Origin of the sequence: Sorangium sp. So ce1036 (genome assembly GCF_051369805.1) — a bacterium.
GTDB classification, from domain to species: domain Bacteria; phylum Myxococcota_A; class Polyangia; order Polyangiales; family Polyangiaceae; genus Sorangium; species Sorangium cellulosum_F.
On the sequence record NZ_JBBMOX010000001.1, the window covers coordinates 8,168,765 to 8,187,625 of the forward strand.

The window sequence follows — 18,861 nt, forward strand, 5'->3', positions numbered from 1 at the left end:
GGGACGGGGGCGGGCAGCCGACCGCCTCTCGGGCCTTGACCACGGGGTGACCGCGATGAACGGACCCCACGCGGGTTCGCTCAGGCGATGTGAAGCAGCGGTCATCCCAGGATACATACCAGGCGTTGAACCATGACATCCCGTCGATGACCACCCTGTCAAGACGGCATGAGTGTTAACAAAGTGGGCTGGGTTGTGAGCTGGAGGGGAGATGCGCGCCGCGATGCGACGCGGACCACAAGGATCGGAGTTCGACGCTCGGAGGCCGCGATCGCTGCCGGGGCGGGCTCCGGCGGACGAGCGCCGCGCGCGTCAGCCCTCGCCCGCGAGCACCGCGGCGAGGGCGACCCGCTGCCCGCGCGGCCGGCCCGCCGCGTCGGCATGCGCCATGTCGAGGGCGGCCAGCACCGTCGAGAGCGTCGTCTGGTCGAGCACCGACGCCGCGTCGAGGGCCCGGAGGTCCTCGCCCACGAAGTTCTTCGGGCAGGCGTCGATGACGGGCAGCGCGCGCTCGCCGGCGGGCGCGAAGCGGATGGGCAGGCCGTGCGTCCGGCAGATGAGCGGCCGGGCGGCGTAGACGGCGCACCTCCCGTCGCCGTCGAGCGCCGGGCACACGCCGGGGTCGCCCGCCCGCGCGCGCGCCGCGAGCGCCGCGCGCTCGCCCTCCGGGAGCGCCGCGACCGCCTCGCGGAGGGCGTCGGCCTCGATCGAGGTCACGGAGAACCGCCGCCGGCAGCAGTCGCTGCACCCCGTGCGGCACGCCATGCGCGCGCCGTGGCGGGCGCTCGCGCCCGCGAAGAACGCGTCGACCCTGGCGAAGAGCTCGCGGAGGCGCTCGGCCGGCGGGCGATCCATGCGCCGCGTTCTAGCAGCCGGAGACCCCGATGCCCCGCTCGATCTCGCCGAGCGGATCGACGAGCGCGCGCACGAGCAGGCGCGCAGGAGCGCTCCCCATGCCCTCCGCCGCGCGGAAGGCAGCGAGGCGGAGCTCGCCCAGGAGCACCCCGGCGAGCGGCGTGTAGACGAGATCCAGAGCCGAGGGGCGGACGCCGTTGGCCTCGTAGCCGTACTCCCAGAGGTGGGTGCCGGCGACGGCGAAGGCCAGGGCCGCCGGGGCGCTGAAGCGGCACACCCGGGCACGGAAGTAGATCTCGCTCCCGAGCAGGCCGTGGCCGACGACGTTGATCGGCCACGGGTCGTGATCCCACTGGAAGGCGGGCTGCGAGGCGTCGAAGAGCGGCGGCTTCGTGACCGCCTCGCCGTAGTGATGGGCCCAGCGCTCCAGGCGGAGATCGGCGAACGGCTCGGGCCACAGCACCGCCTCCACGCTGCGGGTGACGGTGAACACGGCGAGCGAGTGCAGGATCGGCGGCGCCCACGACGGCCCGGCGCTCCCCGGCGCGGCGGGCGGGAGCGGCCCGGCGACATGCGCTCCCGCGGGGCGCCCCGGGGGGGCGGGCGCGTCGGCCGGCGGAGGGGCCGAGTCCGCCGGCGGAGGGGGCGAGTCGGGAGGGGGAAGGGTCGAGTCGGCCGGCGAAGGGGCCGAGTCGGCCGGCAGCGCGGTCCTGGCTGGACCGGCGCACGCGGCGGACAGGACGGCGAGGGCTGCGGCGGTGCACGGGCGGATCGGATCCATCGGAGAGCGGGCTCGGCGCGCGCCCGGCGCGGCGAGGGGCAGGAGCCTCCGGCCTCGTCCGGCGCGCAGGCCCACGAGATACAGCACAGGGGCTCGGTGGCGACCGACTTTTCGCCGTGGCATCCGCCGCGCGCTCCGCGCGTCCGGGGCTCCCCTCGCCCCGTTCCTCCAGCAAGGGGTCACCCCTTGGGCGAGCCGCGGTATGCTGCGGCGGCCTCGCTGTTCTGCGCTTTTCAGCGCGCCCGATCCAGGGCACGGTACCTGTCGAAGAGGGGCCCCACATGCCTTCCACCGATGATGGCGCGACGCCGGCCATCGCCCGCCAGGGGCAGGCCGGTGCAGGAAGCAAGACGGACGAGCTCTCGGCCCGCATCGCGCGCCGCGTGGCCGCGGCGCACGCGGGGCAGCCGCTCGATCGGCTGCTCGCGGAGGACCTCCCGGGCAACGCGCTGACCACGCTCCTGCTCCACGTCCTGCGACAGCGCGCGCTGCGGAGGAGCCCGGCCGACGTGCTCGAGCACGCCGAGCGGGCGCCTCTGACCCACGCCTCGACCGCGGACGCCCGGCGGCTGCACGCGTTCGACGGGGCGGCGCTCGCGGCGGCGGCGCGCTTCGAGGCGGTGGACCTCGCGCCGGTCGTGCCGCTCGGCGCCACGGCATGCGCGGGCATCGAGCCGAACAACGTGCTCGCCGCGGTGCGCTTCGCCGAGGTCGCCGCGGACCCGACGACGGGGCTCTGGCTCCACGCGGCGCGGCGCCGGCGCGAGGCCCGGGGCGGCGAGCCGCTGCGGCTCTGCGCGAGCCAGCGCGTCGTGCGGATGCAGCCGCTCACCCAGCCGGGCTTCACGCCGCACTTCCGGCTGTTCGCCCTATTGACGGCGGTCCGCGCGCGGGGCCGGGGCGACGACGAGGCGTGCGAGCGCGCGGCCCTGCTAGAGCACCTGCTCGTCTGGGCCGACGTGGTCCGCGCGCTGCCGGCTTCGGGGTTCCGGACGGCGGGGCTGCGCGTGGTCCTGTCCGACACGTCCATGATCCGGGCCTGCCTCGGCGCGCGCGGCCTCGACGCGGACGCGATGGCGCGGCGGGCGAAGGCGCACGAGCCCGGCTCCCAGGAGGCGGCCCTCCGCGAGGCCGGCGTCGCGCTGCCGCGCGCCGCGGCGGATCTCGTGGGGACCGCGCGCGCGCTCGGCCTGGGTCCTGGGCTCGTCGCGCGCGCCGAGCGCTGGGTCGCCGAGGTGGCCGAGCCGCTCGCGCGCGCGCGGCCCGAGGTCGAGATCGTGTACGACCTCGCGCGGCTGCAGGGGCTCGGGTACTACGCCGGGCCGTTCATCCAGCTCGTCCTCCGCAGGGACGACGGCCTCGAGCTGCCGGCCGGCGACGGCGGCGCCCTGCCCTGGCTCGGCGCGCTGCTCTCGGATCGCCGCGAGCGCATGATCGCGACCGGCGTCGGCTCGGAGCTGCTCGTGAAGCTGTTCGATCGATCCATGGATCGAGCCGACGCGGCTCGACCGGAGGAGACGGGCCCATGATCCTCGAGTTGCCCTCGCTCACGATCCGCCCCTGGGCGCCGGCCGACGCCGGCGCGCTCGCGAAGCACGCGAACGATCGCCGCATCTGGGAGAACGTCCGGGATCGCTTCCCGCACCCGTACACGCGCGCCGACGCCGAGGCGTGGATCGCGTTCTGCGAGGAGCAGGACGACCCCGCGCGGAACCTGGCGATCGAGGTCACCGGCGAGGTGGTCGGGGCGATCGGGCTCGAGCGGTTCGACGACGTGCACCGGAACACCGCGGAGCTCGGCTACTGGATCGGCGCGCCGTTCCGGGGCCGCGGCCTCGCGACCGAGGCGGTCGTCGCGATGACGCGGTACGGCCTCGCGCACCTCGGCCTCGAGCGCATCCAGGCGGGGGTCTTCCACTGGAACGACGCCTCCGCCCGGGTGCTCGTCAAGGCGGGCTACACCCTCGAGGGGCGGTTGCGCCGCCACGCGGTCAAGGAAGGCCGGGTGGGCGACGTCCTGCTCTACGCCCGCGTCCGGGAGGACGCCTCTCCGGGCGAGTAGGCGCCGGCTCCGTCGAACCTCGACGAGCAGGCCGGCACCTCGGGCGCGAGGGCGTCGGGAGCTCCTCCGGGCGATTCGCGGCGACCCCGGCGTCAGCGCTTGATCTGGGCGTGAGGCCAGAGCCCGAGGATCTCTTGCATCTGCTGCTCGGGACCGAACTCCTCCCAGACGATGCCGTTGCAGTCCCGCGCCTCCGAGAAGGCGCCGGCGGCGTCGTCCTCCCACCCCAGGTGGCGCAGCCCCGGCGCCTCGCCGGCGGGGACCTGACGAATGGAGAAGTTCACCGCGTCCGTGCGCCAGAGCGCGTATTGATCCGGCACGATCACTTGCGGCTGGGCCGAGAGGCGCTGCGTGTAATCCGCGATGGAGTCCGTCAACGAGCTCACGCCCAGAGCAACATGGATCTTTCGCATTCACCGTCCTTCGCACAGCGCCGGCGTCGCATCAACGCGGCACATCATGGCCGCGCTCCGCGCGCCGGCCAGCGCGGCGCGCGGTCCTTCGCTCGGCCAGGTAGTCGCGGAGGACCAGCGCGCTGTTGTGGGCCGTGTCGTGTGCGCTGTAGAGGAGGGTCACCGCGCCGCGCTCGCAGGCCTCGAGGATCGGCGCCCACGCGCCCGGGTTCGCGTCCAGCTCCTCTCGGTACCTGCGCTCGAACTCCTCCCACCGCTCGACCTGATGGTCGAACCATTTCCTGAGCTCGGTGCTGGGCGCGACGTCCTTCATCCACGCGTCGGCCGCGAGGGCCTCCTTCTTGATGCCTCGCGGCCACAGGCGCTCCACCAGGAAGCGCCGGCCGTCGCCGGGCGCCGGAGGATCGTAGACGCGCTTGGTCCGGATCACGGGCGTGTCGTCTTCCATGCCGCATTGTCCCCCACCCTCCAGCGCTCCTCCAGTCCTCCTTCGCGATGTAGAGCCCCAGCCCGGCGCCCATACCTGGCTTCCATCGGAGCTCCTCCGCGCCCTCAGTGGGGGCCGGCGGCTCCGGCCGGCTCCGCCACGCCGGTCCTCCCCGCGGCGCGCGTCTCGAGGAGATCGAGGAGGAGGTCGTTCGTTCGACGCGCCCTCGCGCGCAGCGTGGACAGCCGCTCGCCGATCCTCGCCCGGATCTCGGCGCGCGTGTCCCAGGAGCGGTCGATCCGCGCGATGAGCTGGCCGATACCGATGCTCCCGAGCGGCGGCGTGGCCATCTTCAGATCCTCGAGCAGGCCGGTCACCTTCGACGCGTACGGCAGCGCAGCGAACGGGGTGCCGCGCAGCGCCGCGAAAATCAGGAAGTGGAGGCGCATGCCGACCGCGAACTCGAGGCGGCCCATGAGGTCCAGGATCTGACGTGGCGAGTACCGACGCCTCAGGATCTCGGCGCGCTCCGCGTTCTGCATGTGGGCGACGACCGCGTGGCTGTGCTGCACATCGGTCTTCTCCATGGGGACGAACAGGACCTCGGCGTCGTAGCGCTCGACGATGAAGTCCGCCGCGTTCGCGAGCAGCGCGTAGTACTCCTCGGGGTTGATCTCGGGCGCCGCGGGGCCAGGCTCCCGGACCGAGAAGCCGACCAGGGGTAGATCGAGCTCGACCCCTTCCGCCTTCAGGGCGTCGATGGGCAGCTCGGCCGGCTCGAGGAGGAGCGCGGGGTCGGCGGTGAGGTGGATCTCCTGCGTCACCCCCACGTCCTCGAGGAGCCGGTAGCCGAGCCGGTCGCGCACCGTGATGACCATCGAGGGCGCGGCGTTCAGCGCCTCCTGCACGGCTCGCCTGGACGACCCCATCGTGAGGGGGCCCGCGCTGATCGCGTAGAGGATGACCGGCACGTCGAGCTCGTTCGCGATCACCACCTCCCGCAGGTAGTCCTCGGCGTCGCGGTCGTAGAGGATGCCGCCCCCGCCGAGGATCAGGAGGTCGAGCTGCTGGATCTCCGGGACCATCTCCCTCCGGGTCAGCGCGCCCGCGCAGATGGAGCGCTCGACCCGGTGTCGGGCGAGCGTGTCCGCGGGGTTCTTGGAATAGACGGTGATGTCCGCGGGGACCGTCGCCCTGAGCTGGGTCAGGATGCCCTCGAGGATCGCCTCGTCGCCGAGGTTCATGCCGCCGTAGGAGCCCGAGATTCCGATCCGCAACCGCCTGTTTTCCATGAGCACCTCACACGGGCGCGAGGGATGGCCAGGAGAGCTCGACGCCCTCTCGCCGCAGCAACGATTGAAACGCCTCGAGAGACGCTCGGCGATTCCGGACGGCCCTCGGCGTCAGCTTCCTCTCGAGGCAGAACGCCGCGAGGGCTCCAGCGACCTCTCCCACGGTCCACTCGACCGGATGCAGGCGGTAGGCGCCGTTGGTGATGTGCGTTACGCCGAGGTTCTTCCCGCCCGGCAGCAAGTTCTCCACGCGCACCGGGATCATCGCCCCGAGCGGGATCTGGAAGGGCCAGCAGCCCGTGTCGAGGTAGCCCGCGCCGCCGACCCGCGGGTGGAGATCGATCCGGTAGCTGCCAATCCCCACCGAGTCCTCGAACAGCTCCGGGCCGTCCGGCCGGAGCGGGTAGGCGATGTGCTGCTCGAGCACCGTGAGCTCCGCCCGCAGCCGTCGCGACTCTCTCACGTAGGGCGCCGGCGCGAGCCCGTCGGGCGTGCCGCCGACGACGTCGCCGCGGAGCTGGAGCCCGGGGTAGCCGACGCCCCCGTCGGGGCGGGGCGCCTCCGTCTGGAGCCAGTAGAGCAGGCTGAGGCTGAGCTGCCTGGCCGCGTCCAGGTTGTGCGCGCGCTCGGCCGGCTCGACGCCGACGATGGGGCCGAACCAGTAATCGTTCTGCGGCCAGTTCACCACGGTGATGTCGCTCCGAGCGAACCCCTCCTCGAAGTTCGTGCGGTCGAGGATCCGGCGAAACGGCCACCAGGGGTGGCCGTCCTCGGCCTCGAACAGGAAGCGCGTCAGCGGCTCGTGCGTCTCGGGCCGCATCGTGGTCCAGCTCAAGAGGGGCCCCGGCCAGCCCGGCGGGCGGAGATCGCGCCACAGCGCGTACTGCCGGGGCCTGTCGATGGTGCGGTCCTCGCCGGGCAGGTGCTCCATCGCGAAGCACACCGTGATGGCCTGCTGGGCCTTCGGGTCCGCCCGTTCGGCCGCGTGCGGCTCCCCCGTCTCGGCGCGTGACTCGGCGCCCAGCACGTGCTCCACGCTGGCCAGATCGAGCAGGTCGCCGTACGGCGTCGCGTCGATGAAGAACGGGGCCTCGATCAGGACATCGCGCCCCGACTCGATGCCTCTCACCACGATCCCGGTGATCCGGTCCCCATGCGTCCAGGCCGCGATCGGCCGGTGCGGGAGCATCACGACCAGGCGGCCGCTGAGCTGGTGTGGAATCATCATCTGGTGCAGCACCGCGACCGCGACTCTCGGATCGTGGCACAGCCGGCTCACCCATCCGTTGCCGGGGTTCAGCGCCTCGCGCGCGCGGGCCTCGGCCGTGAGCGGCAGGTGAGCGCGGTAGTAGTCGCGGATCCCCCTCCTCAGGGCCCGGTAGCTGGCCGTGGCGCCGAAGTCCTCGATCCACCGGTGCTCGTCCGGCGGGACCGCCTGGTTCGTGAGCTGCCCGCCGATCCAGTGGGTCTCTTCCGTGAGGAGGACGCGGTACCCCAGCCGCGCGGCGGCGAGCGCCGCCGCGCAGGCGCCCAGTCCCCCCCCGATGATGGCGACGTCGGTTCGAAGCGCTTCCACGTCATCTCCACAGGGTCAAAGGCGCCCCGGGCTCCAGCGGAGCGCCCTCGGCGGCGCGCGCGGCGCGCGCGTCGGACCGCCGGAGCGCGCGGACGACCTGTCGATCGAGCTCGTGCGGCGCCCCGGATACGGGGGTGCTCACGTGGCGGATCTCGCGCGGCATCTCGCTCCTCGCTGGATGTCCACCCGCGAGAGCCATTCAAGAACCAGGCCAGGCAGCGCGCGCTCTGTGCTGGTTCGGCACAGCGTGGCGCGGCGAGGGCCGCTCGTCCGTGGGCCTGGTCGAGGCTCAGCCGCGTCCGGGCGAGCCGGCCCCCCTCCTGGATCTCCGCGCTCAGCCTCGGGCGTTCGCGCCCTCGTCCTCCGAGGCGCACTGATCCGGCTCGTGCTCGTTGAGGACCGTGTGCTCCCAGAGCGGCGTCCTGCGGTGCAAGGTGACGCGCGCGATGATGTGCGCCGTGAGCGGCGCGGTGAGCATGACGAAGGCCGCGATGCTGCCGAGCCGGATGATGACGGAGACCTCCGGGAACTGGAGCGCCGTGCCGGCGAGCAGGCACGCGAGGCCGAGCGTCGATGCCTTGGAGGAGGCCTGCATGCGGACGAGCGTGTCGGGGAAGCGCAGGACGCCCACGGCCGCGAGGAAGCCGAGGATCGCGCCCAGGAGCAAGAGGAGCGCCGTGAGCCACTGGAGGACGATCACCGCGACCCCGCCTTCAGCACGTACCATGTGTAGGCGACCGTCCCCATGAACCCGACGAGCGCGATCAGGCTGGCGGCGTCGAGCAGCCCGCGTTGCCCCGTGCCCGCCGTCGTCGCCACGATGATGCCGACCGTCAGCACGGCGACGAGATCCATCGCGACGATGCGGTCCGGCAAGGTGGGGCCGCGCCACAGGCGCACGAACGTGATGAGGAGCGAGATGGCGAGGATGACGAGGACGATCTGCATCACGGTGTAGAGCACGTCGTGCCTCCTTTCAGCGCATGATCTCGAGGACGCGCCGCTCGAACGACTCCTTGATCTCCGCGCGCACGGCGTCCGGCGAGGTGACGTGCATGACGTGCAGGAAGAGGGCGGTCCGGTCGCTGGTGACGTCCACCGCGATCGTCCCCGGCGTGAGGTTGATGATCGTGACGAGCATGAGGATCTCGTAGTCGTTGCGGGCGTCGAGCGGCACGCGGACGATGCCCGGCGAGAGGTGGCTCCGCGAGCGGACGACGTCGATCGCCATCCGGATGTTCGCGGCGATGAAGGCCCAGAAGAGGAAGCCGGCGAGCGAGAGGACGGCGCGCACCTTCTTCCGGTACGTCGAGGGGAGCACGCCGCCGCGCGCGAGCGCCGCCAGCACGACGTAGCCGAGCAGGTAGCCGATGACGAGGTTCGTGAGCGAGAACTCGCCCTGGAGCGCCGCCCAGGTCATCGCGAGGAGGAGGTTGGCGACGAGCATCCTTCAGCCTCCGTCCAGCACCGCGCGCACGTAGGCGTCGGGCTCGAGCAGGTCCATCGCGATGGCCGACGTGAGCGCGACCAGCGGGTCGGCCGCCACGGTGAACGCCAGGGTGAGCGCCGTGAGCCCGCCGATCGGCAGCAGCTGCTGCCAGATGGGCCTCGCGGGCGCCGGCTCCTCGGGCGCGGGCTTCCAGAACGCCTCGCCCCACGCGCGCGCGATGGAGAGCACGCTGAGGAGCCCGACGAACAGCGCGATGGCGCCGGCCCAGTACGCCCCGGCCTCGAACGCGGCCTGCACGAGCGCGATCTTCGCGATCGATCCGGAGAGCGGCGGCACGCCCGCGAGCGCGAACATCGGCACGAGGGCGAGCATCGCGGCGTACGGGTGCGCGCGGTACAGCGAGCCCAGCCGATCGAGCTCGCTCGAGCGCCGCACGCGCAGGAAGATGCCGGCGATGAGGTAGAGGTTCGTGATCGCCAGGATGTGATGGATCACGTAGAGCAAGGCCCCCGAGAGCCCGAGCGGCGTCGCGAGGCCGAGCCCCATCGTCGTGTAGCCGATGTGGCCGACGAGGTTGAAGGACAGCACGCGCCGGAGGTCGCGCTGCGTGAGCGCGCAGGTGACGCCGATCACCATGGTCACGAGGGACAGCGCCAGCACGAGCGTGGGGCCCGCGGGGTGCACGTCCCGGAACAGGAGCGTGAACACCCGGAACATCGAGTACACGCCCACCTTCGTCAGGAGCCCGGCGAAGATGGCGCTCACGGCGGCCGGCGGCGCGTGGTACGACGCCGGCAGCCAGGAGAACCAGGGGAAGAGCGCGGCCTTGATGCCGAACGCCGTGAAGAAGAGCGCGGCCATGGAGATGTGCAGCTTCGGCAGCGCCCCGGTCGACCACCGCTGCGAGAGATCCGCCATGTTCAGGGTGCCGGCGCTGCCGTAGAGCAGCCCGAGCGCCGTGAGGAGGATCGTCGAGGCGAGCAGGTTCAGCGTCACGTAGGTGAACGCCGCGCGCACCTGCATCCGGTTGCGATACAGCGCCATCAGCACGAACGAGGCGACGAGCATCACCTCGAACCACACGTACAGGTTGAAGAGATCGCCGGTGAGGAAGGCGCCGGAGACGCCCATCAGCAGCACCATCATCACGGGGTGGTACCCCACCGACTCGCGACGAGGATCGAGCCCCGCGAACGCGTACGCGGTCGTGGCGACGCCCACGACGCCGACGGCCACGAGCAGCACGGCCGTGAGGCGATCGGCCACGAGCGTGATGCCGAAGGGCGCGGCCCACGACCCGGCCCGGAGCACCTGGATGCCCCCCGTGGCCACCCGGGCCGCGACGGCGATCGCGGAGGCGAGGAGGCCCAGAGCGCCGAGGAGCGCGAGCCAGCGCTGCCGCCGCGTGTCGGAGACGAGGAGCAGCACCGCGCCCGTGAACATGGGCGTGGCGATCGGGAGGATCAGGCTCGAGGCCATCAACCCGCGTCTCCGATGTCGTCGCTGCCGCTCGTCCGGTGGACCTGGTGCGCGAGCACGAGCGCGAACGCGAGGACGCCGAAGCCGATCACGATCGCCGTGAGGATGAGCGACTGCGGGACCGGATCGGCGAACGGCGGGTGGAGCGCGTCCGCGCCCTCCGGCACCACGGGCGGGATCGCGCGCGTCAGCCCGCCCGAGGTGAAGATCAGGATGTTCGTGCCGTTCGTCAGGAGGCCGAGGCCGACGATGAGCTGCGCCAGCCGGCGGCGCAGCAGGAGATAGAGCCCCGCGGCGTAGAGCGAGCCGGCGGTGACGGCGAGCAGCAACTCCATGATCAGTCCTTTGAGAGGTCGAAGGTCATGGTCAGCACCACGCCGATGACCACGAAGCAGACACCGACGTCGAAGGTGAGCGGCGTGCCGACGAGCAGCCGCCACTCGGGCGGCCCGATCTCGGTCCAGCACGCGGTCAGGAACGCGCGCCCCAGCGCGACCGGCACGAGGCCGCTCCCGAGCGCGAGCAAGAGGCCCGCGGCGAGCAGCCTCCTCGGGTGCACGAGCAGCGCCGCCTCCGCCGCCGGCGTGCCCTCGGCGAGCACGCGCAGCACGAAGGCCACGGCGACGACCAGCCCCGCCACGAAGCCCCCGCCCGGCTCGTTGTGCCCGCGCAGCAGCAGGAACATCGCGAAGACGAGCAGGAGCGGCATGAGCACGCGCGCGGCGGCCCGGAAGATGAGCGAGCTCATCGCGCCGCCCTCTCGGCCGCCGCGATGCGGAGGAGCGCGCCCACGCCGACGGCCGCCGTCACGAGCACCGTGATCTCCCCGAGCGTGTCGAGCGCCCGGAAATCGACCAGGATCACGTTGACCACGTTGCGACCGTGCGCGAGCGCCGGCGCCGCCTCGGCGTAGAAGTCGCGCAGCCGGGAGCTCGTCGGGTTCACCGCGGCGCCGAACGTGAGGACGGCGACCATCGTCCCGCACGCGAGCGAGATCAGGCCGTCGCGCACCCGGATGCGCCGGGTGCTCCGCTCGACGACCTGCGGGAACTGCCAGAACACGTAGACGAAGATGACGGCGGTCAGCGTCTCCACCGCGAACTGCGTCATGGCGAGATCGGGCGCGCCGTACAGCGCGAAGGTGAGCGCGACGCCGTAGCCCGCCGTGCCGAGCGAGAGCACGGCGGTCATCGTGGTCTTCGCGCGGACCGCCGAGAGCGCGGCCACCACGATGAGCACGACGACGAGCACCTCGTGGATCCGGGGCGCGAGCAGGCCGCGCGGCTCGAGGCCGCCCACCGTCAGCGCGAGGGTCCCGCCGACAAGCACGGTCGTCGTCACGATGAAGTTCAGCACGTAGGCCGGGAGCGAGGCGTCCTGCAGGGGCGGCGCCAGGCGCTCGCTGATCGCGTCGAGGATCCGGAGCGCGCCGTCGTAGAGGCGCTCGGTCCCGAGGCGCTCGGGCCAGGCCACGCGCCGCCACCGCTCGCGGAGCCGGTAGGCGAGCAGCGTCGCCGCCAGCGTCACGGCGCTCGCGAGGAGCGGGAGCGTGAAGCCGTGCCAGAGCGACGGCTCGACCGAGACCGGCGCGCCCGCGGCCGCCGTGGCGGCGGCGCGGAGCGGCCCGGCCCCCCACGCGCCGGCGACGCCCGAGAGCGAGAGGGCGCCGAGCACGAGCGGGGCGAGCCAGAGCCCGGGCGGCGCCTCGTGCACGCCGGGCGGCACGCCGCGCGCGCCCGCGAAGAAGGGGCCGAAGCCGGCCAGGAGGCCCCCCGCGCCGAGCAGCGCGCTCGTGACGACGAGCACGGCGAGGAGCGCGGGGGGGAGCAGCGGCTGATCGAGCACCGCCGTGTACGCCTGCTCCTTGGCGAGGAAGCCGAGGAAGGGAGGGAGCCCGGCCATGGAGGCGGCCGCGAGCGCCCCCGCCGCGGCCGTGAACGGCATGGCGCGGCCGAGCCCCGAGAGCCTCGTCACGTCGCGCGTCCCCGCCTCGTGATCGACGATGCCCGTCACGAGGAACAGCGTGCCTTTGTAGAGGGCGTGCGAGACGAGATAGAGGAGGCCCGCGGCGATGCACGCCGGCGTGCCGAGAGCGAGGAGGAGCATCATCGTGCCGAGCGCGCTGATGGTCGTGAAAGCCAGGATCTTCTTCAGATCGATCTCGCGCACCGCGCGCGCGGCGCCGCCGAGCATCGTCAGGCCCGCGACGACGACGATCGGCGTGGTCCACCACGGGGTGCCGCCGAGCGCCGGCGTCATCCGCGCCACGAGGTAGACGCCCGCGTTCACCATCGCCGCCGAGTGCAGGTACGCGCTGACCGGCGTCGGCGCGGCCATCGCGTTCGGGAGCCAGAACTGGAACGGGAACTGCGCCGACTTCGTGAACGCGGCGAGCAGGAAGCAAAGCACGATGGGGAGATACAGATCGTGCTCGCGCAGGCGGGCCGGGTCCCCCGCGCCGGCGAGGAGCGACGGGCTCCCGGTCGCGTTTGCCAGGAGGACCGCGCCGGCGAGGAGCGCGAGCCCGCCGGCGCCCGTCACGAGCAGCGCCTGGAGCGCGGCGCGGCGCGCCTCGGGCTTCTCGTGCTCGAAGCCGATGAGCAGGTACGACGTGAACCCGGTGAGCTCCCAAAAGACGAAGAGCGCGAGCCCGTTGTCGGTCAGGACGACCCCGAGCATGGCCGCCATGAAGGCGAAGAGCGTCGCCTGGAATCGCCCGCTGTACGGATGATCGTCGAAGTAGTGCGCCGCGTAGAAGACGATGCCTGTCCCGATGCCGCTGATCAGCAGCGCGAACAGGCCACTCAGCCCGTCGAGCCGGAACGACGGCGAGAGCCCGAGCCGCGGGATCCACTCGAGCGTCTCGACGCGAATGTCGCCGTCGAGCACCGAGCCGAAGGCGAGCGCGAGCCAGATCGTCACGGCGAGCGGCCAGAGCGCCAGGAGCCGGGCCCAGCGGGCGCGTCGCCGTCCGAGCCAGGCGGCGACCGGGCACAATGCCAGGGTCGTCAGGATGATGGCGGCCATTGCCGCCCTCTATGGCGCAAAAGTTGTGGAAGAGCGAGATTTCGCGTCAGCTCCGCGCCTTCCTCGCCGGAGTTGCTCGCGCGCGCCGCGCTTTTTGTGCCGACCCCCACGGTCCTTCCGTGAACGAGGGCGCCCAGGTCCCGCGCGGCGGCGGCGAGGCGCCGCCGACGGCGAAGGGCTGGCCGGAGCGCGGTCTCGCGGCACCCGACGTCGGAGACACCGCGAGCGCCGCGATGTCCTCCGGGTCGACGAATCGCTGGATCGGCGGGCTGGTGAGCAGCGGCCCGCGAGCCCTCTCGCCTTCTGCGCCTCGATCTCGCGCTGGCCCAGGGGCCCGCGAGGGCCGGGCGCGTTCAGCCGTTCGCAGCTGCGCGCGAGGAGGCTCGACGGGCGCCGCACCACGGCCCGCTCCCGGTCATCGGCTCGACCCAGACCTTCGCCTGGAGCTCCTCGCGGGGACGGCGATCGCGCGGCCATCGGGGCCGCGCGCCGCAGGGCGCCTCCTCGAGGAGATCCTCAGAGGAGATCCTCGACGAAGATCCTTGCCGTCGTGATCGCCTATCGCCGCTCCGGGAAGTCGGGCCGAGAGGCGAACCGCCGTGACGCCAAGGGCACCAGGAAGCCAGGGAAGTAGAAGGGAAAATGGAGCGACAACCCTTCCCCGCTCTCCTTGGCGTCGTTGGCGCCATGGCGGTCCTTCTGCTGATCCGGGGCAACTTCCCGCAGTCGTGCTCTCCCGCCTGGAGCGGATTCGGCATCGACGGCAACTCGATGGTGGGTCACGTGGTGATTCGGCGTTCCCTGGATCTCGCCGCGGTGTCTGGACTCGGCCCCATCGTCACCGGGATCGTCATCGTGAATGTCCGCTCCAGCTCCGTCGCTCGCCGAGGCGACGGGTCGCCCGACGATGGACCGCCGACCGGGGCCCCGGAAGGAACATCGGTCGGGACGAGCGCCGCTCGAGGTGGAGTCCAGCTCGCCAGGCCTGCCGCGCCCGAGCGCTCAGCTCCCCGCAGCCCCCATCGGGGAGCTTGCCGGCCGCGCGCGGCTCGCACGACACGACCCACCCGCCCGCACCGAGGGCGACGCGGCAGCAGTCATCGAGCGCCTCGCGGAGCCACTCACGCGGTCCCTGACGAGCGTTGACACGAACGCGCTGACCTGGTAAGCGAGCGCGGCGCCTGCGCGAGCGTACGCTGAAGTACCACGTTGCTGTATAAGGGTGCGACAGCACGAGCACCTCAGCGGATTCAGCGCGGCGGTTCAGCGAGGACAGCGCAGGCAGCCGCGGTCGGGCCGCGCGGAGCGTCCATGCGGGGATGTCGACGCGGCGCAGCCAGGTACAGCGAGCGGCAGGGCGCCTTGCCAGCTGACTGCCTAGCCTCCGACCCGTCTACATGATATTGCTATCCGGCCAATTCCACCATGCGTGCAGCTGGCCACCTTAGTAAGATGTCTTACATAACGAGAGTCGAAGCCACAAGAACCTCAGCGTCCTCAAAGGCCCACAACCTGGACGTGGAGAGGCTGACTCCGCCCTGACCCCGACGCCTGACCCCTGGGGTTCACCTCGCGGACACTGTCGAAGGCGCCCTCCGAACTAAGGCACACGCAAACCACGAGCTGGAGATTCGCTCATGACCGTCGTAACTGGAGACAAAGAGTACTTCCCCGGTGTTGGCAAGATTCCCTACGAGGGGCCTGAGTCCGACAACCCCCTCGCCTTCAAGTGGTACGACGCCAACCGCGTCGTGGCTGGCAAGCCCATGAAGGACCACTTCAAGTTTGCCGTGTGTTACTGGCACACCTTCTGCGGTCGTGGGCACGATCCGTTCGGCCCGGGGACGATCAACTTCCCCTGGGACGAGGGCAAGGACCCGCTCACCCGTGCTCGCATGAAGATGGACGCGAGCTTCGAGTTCATCACCAAGCTGGGCGCGACGCACTACTGCTTCCATGACATCGACCTGGTGGAAGAGGGCGAGAGCCGCGCCGAGACGTCGCGCCGTCTCCAGAGCATCGTCGAGTACGCCAAGCAGAAGCAGGCCCAGTCGGGCGTCAAGCTGCTGTGGGGCACGGCGAACCTGTTCTCCAACCCGCGCTACATGAACGGCGCCTCCACGAACCCGGACTTCTCCGTGGTGGCCTACGCCGGCGCCCAGCTCAAGGACGCCCTCGACGCGACCATCGCGCTGAACGGTGAGAACTACGTGTTCTGGGGCGGCCGCGAGGGGTACATGAGCCTGCTGAACACGGACATGAAGCGCGAGAAGGAGCATTTCGCTCGCTTCTTGACCATGGCCCGCGACTACGCGCGAGCGCGCGGCTTCAAGGGCACCTTCTTCATCGAGCCCAAGCCGATGGAGCCGTCCAAGCACCAGTACGACTTCGACGCCGAGACCGTGATCGGGTTCTTGCGTCAGCACGGCCTGGACAAGGACTTCAAGCTCAACCTGGAGACGAACCACGCGACGCTCGCCGGCCACACCATGGATCACGAGATGCAGGTGGCCGCGGACGCCGGCATGCTCGGCAGCATCGACGCGAACCGCGGCGACTACCAGAACGCGTGGGACACCGATCAGTTCCCCTACAGCATCAACGAGACGGTGGAGATGATGCTCATCCTGCTCCGCAGCGGCGGGCTCCAGGGCGGCGGCGTCAACTTCGACGCCAAGCGCCGCCGCAACTCGACGGATCTCATCGACACCTTCCACGGACACATCGGCGGGATGGACGTGTTCGCTCGCTCGCTCCTCATCGCCGATGACCTGCTCCGCAAGTCGCCGCTCGAGTCGATGCGCAAGGCGCGTTACGCGTCGTTCGACAGCGGCAAGGGCGCGGAGTTCGAGCAGGGCAAGCTGACGCTGGAGCAGCTCGCCGAGATCGGCAACGCCGGCGGCGAGGTCAAGCTCACGAGCGGTCAGCAGGAGCTGTACGAGAACATCGTCAACCGCTGGATTCGCTGAGCCGAGCGACCGCGGGACGACAGCCGGGCGACGCCGTCGCGAGCCCGGCTGTGATCACGCCTAGGCCTCCGGCGCGCAGCAGGCGGGTCCACAGCACGGCTCCCCGCCCGGCTTCACCGCCTCGATCGTCGCCGACGCGACGTGGTCCTCGACGCCCGACCCGGGCAACCAGTCGCGGATGAACTCGCGGCTCTCTTCCTTCACATGGACCTGGATGCCCTCGAACCCCGCCGCGCGGAGGAGCGCGCGGAGGGTCTCGACGCTGGCGGCGCCCGACACGCAGCCGGTGAGCGCGGCGACGTCGCTGGCGAGCGCCTCCGGGAGCGGCTTCGTGCACACCACGTCCGAGATGGCGAGTCGGCCGCCCGGCTTCAGCACGCGGAACGCCTCCTGGAAGACGGCGCCCTTGTCGGGGCTCAGGTTGATCACGCAGTTGGACAGGATGACGTCGACGGTGCCGTCGGCGACCGGCAGGTGCTCGATCTCCCCGAGCCTGAACTCGACGTTCCTCGCCTCGATCTTCTGCGCGTTCGCCCGCGCCTTCGCGACCATGTCGGCCGTCATGTCGACGCCGATGACGCGCCCCGTGGGGCCCACCTGCTTCGCCGCGAGGAAGCAGTCGAAGCCGCCTCCCGCGCCGAGGTCGAGGACCGTCTCACCCTCCTTGAGCGCGGCGATCGCCTGCGGGTTGCCGCAGCCGAGCCCCAGGTTCGCGCCCTCCGGGACCGCCGCGAGCTCGTCGGCCGAGTACCCGAGCTTGAGGCTCGCCTCCGCGCGCGGGCCGCAACACCCCGGCGCGCAGCCCGCGCCGGCGGTGGACCGCGCGATGTTCCCGTACTGCTCGCGCACGGCGGCGCGGACGTCATCCTTCGTCTGTTCGTTCATCCTGGCAACCTCCTGCCGATCAAGACGGGGACCTCGCGAGATGGACGCAGGTCACCGGAGCGATTTCACGAGATACTCCCGCGCGAAGCGCTCCAGCATGCCGCGGATCGTATCGCGCGCCGCGCGGAAGCGCCGGAGCATCTCCTCGCGCGGGATCGAGGGGTCCTTGCTCGCGGGGTCCGGGATCGGCCAGTGGAGGCGCCGCGCCTCCCCGAGGAACACCGGGCAGACCTCCTCGGCGCACAGCGTGATGACCGTGCCCACCGCCGCGGGGTCGACCGTGTGCACCGACTTCGAGCGGTGCGTCGTGAGGTCCACGCCCAGCTCGCGCATCACCTCGATCGCGTACGGGTTGACCACCGAGGGCTCGCTGCCGGCGCTCTGCACGGGGACCCGGTCGCCGAAGATCATGCGGCCGAGCCCCTCGGCCATCTGGCTGCGCGCGGAGTTCGCGACGCAAAGGAAAAGAATGCTCTTGAGCTCGTTGCTCATGGAATTCAACCCTTCGATGCGGACGGTGAGGCGCCCTCGGCCGCGCACGCGGGCGCGGCGACCTCGAGCGGGGTGTCCGGGAAAAAGCGCTTCTGCGCCCACAGCGCGACGTGCACGAGGCCGATGAGGACCGGCACCTCGACGAGCGGCCCGATCACCGCGGCGAAGGCGGCCCCGCTGTGGATGCCGAAGCTCGCGATGGCCACGGCGATGGCGAGCTCGAAGTTGTTGGAGGCGGCCGTGAACGAGAGCGTGGCGGACTGCTTGTAGCCGGCGCCCACGCGCTTGCTCATGAACAACGAGACCGCGAACATCACCACGAAGTAGACGAGCAGCGGGGCGGCGATGCGGAGCACGTCGAGCGGCAGCTCGACGATGGCCTCGCCCTTCAGCGAGAACATCACCACGATCGTGAAGAGCAGCGAGACGAGCGTGATGGGGCCGATGCGCGGCAGAAAGCGCCGCTCGTACCAGTCTCGCCCCCTCAGGCGGACGAGGGCGCGGCGCGTGAGGAAGCCGGCCGCGAACGGGACTCCGAGGTAAATGGCGACGCTCTGCGCGATCTCGCCGATCGTGATGTTCACGACGGCGCCCTCGAGCCCGAGCCAGGTCGGCAGGAGCGTCGCGAAGAAGTACGCGTAGACCGAGAAGAACAGCACCTGGAAGATCGAGTTGAACGCGACGAGCCCCGCGCAGTACTCGGTGTCCCCCTTCGCGAGGTCGTTCCAGACGATGACCATCGCGATGCAGCGGGCGAGCCCGATGAGGATGAGGCCGAGCATGTACTCGGGCCTGTCGCGCAGGAAGACGACGGCGAGCCCGAACATCAAGACAGGGCCGATGACCCAGTTCTGGACGAGGGAGAGGGCCAGCACGCGCGGGTTGCGGAAGACCTGCCCCAGCTCCTCGTAACGCACCTTCGCGAGCGGCGGATACATCATGAGGATGAGACCGAGCGCGATGGGGATGGAGGTCGTGCCGACGCTCATCCGGTCGAACGCCGCCGTGAACCCCGGCGAGAGGGAGCCGAGCGCGACGCCGAGCCCCATCGCCGCGAAGATCCACAGCGTGAGGTAGCGGTCGAGAAACGAGAGCTTGCCGGCGACGCCGGTCCTTCTGGTCATGGTCCTTGGATCCAATCGCAAATCGTAGA

Annotated in this window: 20 protein-coding genes; 3 read left to right on the forward strand and 17 right to left on the reverse strand. The window is 71.4% G+C overall.

Annotation, left to right across the window (positions count from 1 at the left end; translation table 11 throughout):
• Window positions 1-312: 312 nt before the first annotated feature.
• Together WMF31_RS30685 and WMF31_RS30690 are read right to left on the reverse strand one after the other, a co-directional pair.
• Window positions 313-855, reverse strand: a complete 543-nt coding sequence (locus WMF31_RS30685; protein WP_436605351.1) for a YkgJ family cysteine cluster protein — start codon at window positions 853-855, stop codon at window positions 313-315.
• A 10-nt stretch (window positions 856-865) separates the two neighbouring features.
• Window positions 866-1,636, reverse strand: coding sequence for a DUF3943 domain-containing protein (locus WMF31_RS30690; RefSeq protein ID WP_436605352.1), 771 nt, complete (start codon window positions 1,634-1,636; stop codon window positions 866-868).
• Between the two features lie 281 nt (window positions 1,637-1,917).
• On the opposite strand from WMF31_RS30690, the gene WMF31_RS30695 reads away from it, so the two are divergent.
• Both WMF31_RS30695 and WMF31_RS30700 read left to right on the forward strand, forming a co-directional pair.
• Entirely contained in the window at window positions 1,918-3,165 is a 1,248-nt protein-coding gene (locus WMF31_RS30695) for a hypothetical protein (protein WP_436605353.1), read from the forward strand.
• A complete protein-coding gene (locus WMF31_RS30700) occupies window positions 3,162-3,698 on the forward strand; it encodes a GNAT family N-acetyltransferase (RefSeq protein ID WP_436605354.1) in 537 nt (178 codons plus the stop codon). Before WMF31_RS30695 ends, WMF31_RS30700 begins: the two co-directional genes overlap by 4 nt.
• Before the next feature lie 92 nt (window positions 3,699-3,790).
• Here WMF31_RS30700 and WMF31_RS30705 read toward each other — a convergent pair whose 3' ends face one another.
• The 12 genes from WMF31_RS30705 to mbhE all read right to left on the reverse strand — a co-directional run bounded on the left by WMF31_RS30705 (window position 3,791) and on the right by mbhE (window position 13,362).
• On the reverse strand, window positions 3,791-4,111 hold the full coding sequence (locus WMF31_RS30705; protein WP_436605355.1) for a hypothetical protein: 321 nt from the start codon (window positions 4,109-4,111) through the stop codon (window positions 3,791-3,793).
• Window positions 4,112-4,142: 31 nt separating this feature from the next.
• Window positions 4,143-4,559: a DUF488 domain-containing protein gene (locus tag WMF31_RS30710; RefSeq protein WP_436605356.1), complete on the reverse strand. Its 417-nt coding sequence runs from the start codon at window positions 4,557-4,559 to the stop codon at window positions 4,143-4,145.
• Between the two features lie 104 nt (window positions 4,560-4,663).
• Window positions 4,664-5,830 carry a polysaccharide pyruvyl transferase family protein gene (locus tag WMF31_RS30715; protein WP_436605357.1) on the reverse strand — a complete coding sequence of 389 codons (1,167 nt, stop codon included), beginning with the start codon at window positions 5,828-5,830 and terminating at the stop codon, window positions 4,664-4,666.
• A 7-nt stretch (window positions 5,831-5,837) separates the two neighbouring features.
• Window positions 5,838-7,406, reverse strand: a complete 1,569-nt coding sequence (locus tag WMF31_RS30720; RefSeq protein ID WP_436605358.1) for an FAD-dependent oxidoreductase — start codon at window positions 7,404-7,406, stop codon at window positions 5,838-5,840.
• Between the two features lies 1 nt (window position 7,407).
• Window positions 7,408-7,569 carry a hypothetical protein gene (locus tag WMF31_RS30725; protein ID WP_436605359.1) on the reverse strand — a complete coding sequence of 54 codons (162 nt, stop codon included), beginning with the start codon at window positions 7,567-7,569 and terminating at the stop codon, window positions 7,408-7,410.
• Between the two features lie 171 nt (window positions 7,570-7,740).
• A complete protein-coding gene (mnhG, locus tag WMF31_RS30730) occupies window positions 7,741-8,133 on the reverse strand; it encodes a monovalent cation/H(+) antiporter subunit G (RefSeq protein WP_436605360.1) in 393 nt (130 codons plus the stop codon).
• Entirely contained in the window at window positions 8,103-8,369 is a 267-nt protein-coding gene (locus tag WMF31_RS30735) for a monovalent cation/H+ antiporter complex subunit F (protein ID WP_436605361.1), read from the reverse strand. Before WMF31_RS30735 ends, mnhG begins: the two co-directional genes overlap by 31 nt.
• A gap of 13 nt (window positions 8,370-8,382) precedes the next feature.
• Window positions 8,383-8,853, reverse strand: coding sequence for a Na+/H+ antiporter subunit E (locus tag WMF31_RS30740; protein ID WP_129345999.1), 471 nt, complete (start codon window positions 8,851-8,853; stop codon window positions 8,383-8,385).
• Window positions 8,854-8,856: 3 nt separating this feature from the next.
• On the reverse strand, window positions 8,857-10,335 hold the full coding sequence (locus WMF31_RS30745) for a proton-conducting transporter transmembrane domain-containing protein (RefSeq protein ID WP_436605362.1): 1,479 nt from the start codon (window positions 10,333-10,335) through the stop codon (window positions 8,857-8,859).
• The gene (locus WMF31_RS30750) at window positions 10,335-10,670 is read right to left on the reverse strand and encodes an NADH-quinone oxidoreductase subunit K (RefSeq protein WP_129345995.1); all 336 of its coding nucleotides are present in this window, start codon (window positions 10,668-10,670) and stop codon (window positions 10,335-10,337) included. Before WMF31_RS30750 ends, WMF31_RS30745 begins: the two co-directional genes overlap by 1 nt.
• 2 nt (window positions 10,671-10,672) lie before the next feature.
• Window positions 10,673-11,083 carry a Na+/H+ antiporter subunit B gene (locus WMF31_RS30755; RefSeq protein ID WP_129345993.1) on the reverse strand — a complete coding sequence of 137 codons (411 nt, stop codon included), beginning with the start codon at window positions 11,081-11,083 and terminating at the stop codon, window positions 10,673-10,675.
• On the reverse strand, window positions 11,080-13,362 hold the full coding sequence (gene mbhE, locus WMF31_RS30760) for a hydrogen gas-evolving membrane-bound hydrogenase subunit E (protein ID WP_436605363.1): 2,283 nt from the start codon (window positions 13,360-13,362) through the stop codon (window positions 11,080-11,082). The genes WMF31_RS30755 and mbhE overlap by 4 nt, the downstream gene beginning before the upstream one ends.
• 1,637 nt (window positions 13,363-14,999) lie before the next feature.
• Between mbhE and xylA the strand changes: the two genes are divergently transcribed.
• Window positions 15,000-16,331, forward strand: a complete 1,332-nt coding sequence (gene xylA, locus WMF31_RS30765; RefSeq protein ID WP_436605364.1) for a xylose isomerase — start codon at window positions 15,000-15,002, stop codon at window positions 16,329-16,331.
• A gap of 60 nt (window positions 16,332-16,391) precedes the next feature.
• Here xylA and WMF31_RS30770 read toward each other — a convergent pair whose 3' ends face one another.
• The 3 genes from WMF31_RS30770 to arsB are packed head-to-tail and all read right to left on the reverse strand — an operon-like array spanning window position 16,392 to window position 18,832.
• Entirely contained in the window at window positions 16,392-17,216 is an 825-nt protein-coding gene (locus tag WMF31_RS30770) for an arsenite methyltransferase (RefSeq protein ID WP_436605365.1), read from the reverse strand.
• Between the two features lie 51 nt (window positions 17,217-17,267).
• Entirely contained in the window at window positions 17,268-17,708 is a 441-nt protein-coding gene (locus tag WMF31_RS30775) for an arsenate reductase ArsC (protein ID WP_436605366.1), read from the reverse strand.
• A gap of 5 nt (window positions 17,709-17,713) precedes the next feature.
• On the reverse strand, window positions 17,714-18,832 hold the full coding sequence (arsB, locus tag WMF31_RS30780) for an ACR3 family arsenite efflux transporter (protein ID WP_436605367.1): 1,119 nt from the start codon (window positions 18,830-18,832) through the stop codon (window positions 17,714-17,716).
• Between the last annotated feature and the right edge of the window lie 29 nt (window positions 18,833-18,861).

Coding starts and splice junctions, on each gene's coding strand:
- WMF31_RS30685 (WP_436605351.1), bottom strand. CDS start 855: ATGGATCGCCCGCCGGCCGAGCGCCTCCGCGAGCTCTTCGCCAGGGTC.
- WMF31_RS30690 (WP_436605352.1), bottom strand. CDS start 1,636: ATGGATCCGATCCGCCCGTGCACCGCCGCAGCCCTCGCCGTCCTGTCC.
- WMF31_RS30695 (WP_436605353.1), top strand. CDS start 1,918: ATGCCTTCCACCGATGATGGCGCGACGCCGGCCATCGCCCGCCAGGGG.
- WMF31_RS30700 (WP_436605354.1), top strand. CDS start 3,162: ATGATCCTCGAGTTGCCCTCGCTCACGATCCGCCCCTGGGCGCCGGCC.
- WMF31_RS30705 (WP_436605355.1), bottom strand. CDS start 4,111: ATGCGAAAGATCCATGTTGCTCTGGGCGTGAGCTCGTTGACGGACTCC.
- WMF31_RS30710 (WP_436605356.1), bottom strand. CDS start 4,559: ATGGAAGACGACACGCCCGTGATCCGGACCAAGCGCGTCTACGATCCT.
- WMF31_RS30715 (WP_436605357.1), bottom strand. CDS start 5,830: ATGGAAAACAGGCGGTTGCGGATCGGAATCTCGGGCTCCTACGGCGGC.
- WMF31_RS30725 (WP_436605359.1), bottom strand. CDS start 7,569: ATGCCGCGCGAGATCCGCCACGTGAGCACCCCCGTATCCGGGGCGCCG.
- mnhG (WP_436605360.1), bottom strand. CDS start 8,133: ATGGTACGTGCTGAAGGCGGGGTCGCGGTGATCGTCCTCCAGTGGCTC.
- WMF31_RS30740 (WP_129345999.1), bottom strand. CDS start 8,853: ATGCTCGTCGCCAACCTCCTCCTCGCGATGACCTGGGCGGCGCTCCAG.
- WMF31_RS30745 (WP_436605362.1), bottom strand. CDS start 10,335: ATGGCCTCGAGCCTGATCCTCCCGATCGCCACGCCCATGTTCACGGGC.
- WMF31_RS30750 (WP_129345995.1), bottom strand. CDS start 10,670: ATGGAGTTGCTGCTCGCCGTCACCGCCGGCTCGCTCTACGCCGCGGGG.
- WMF31_RS30755 (WP_129345993.1), bottom strand. CDS start 11,083: ATGAGCTCGCTCATCTTCCGGGCCGCCGCGCGCGTGCTCATGCCGCTC.
- mbhE (WP_436605363.1), bottom strand. CDS start 13,362: ATGGCCGCCATCATCCTGACGACCCTGGCATTGTGCCCGGTCGCCGCC.
- xylA (WP_436605364.1), top strand. CDS start 15,000: ATGACCGTCGTAACTGGAGACAAAGAGTACTTCCCCGGTGTTGGCAAG.
- WMF31_RS30770 (WP_436605365.1), bottom strand. CDS start 17,216: ATGAACGAACAGACGAAGGATGACGTCCGCGCCGCCGTGCGCGAGCAG.
- WMF31_RS30775 (WP_436605366.1), bottom strand. CDS start 17,708: ATGAGCAACGAGCTCAAGAGCATTCTTTTCCTTTGCGTCGCGAACTCC.
- arsB (WP_436605367.1), bottom strand. CDS start 18,832: ATGACCAGAAGGACCGGCGTCGCCGGCAAGCTCTCGTTTCTCGACCGC.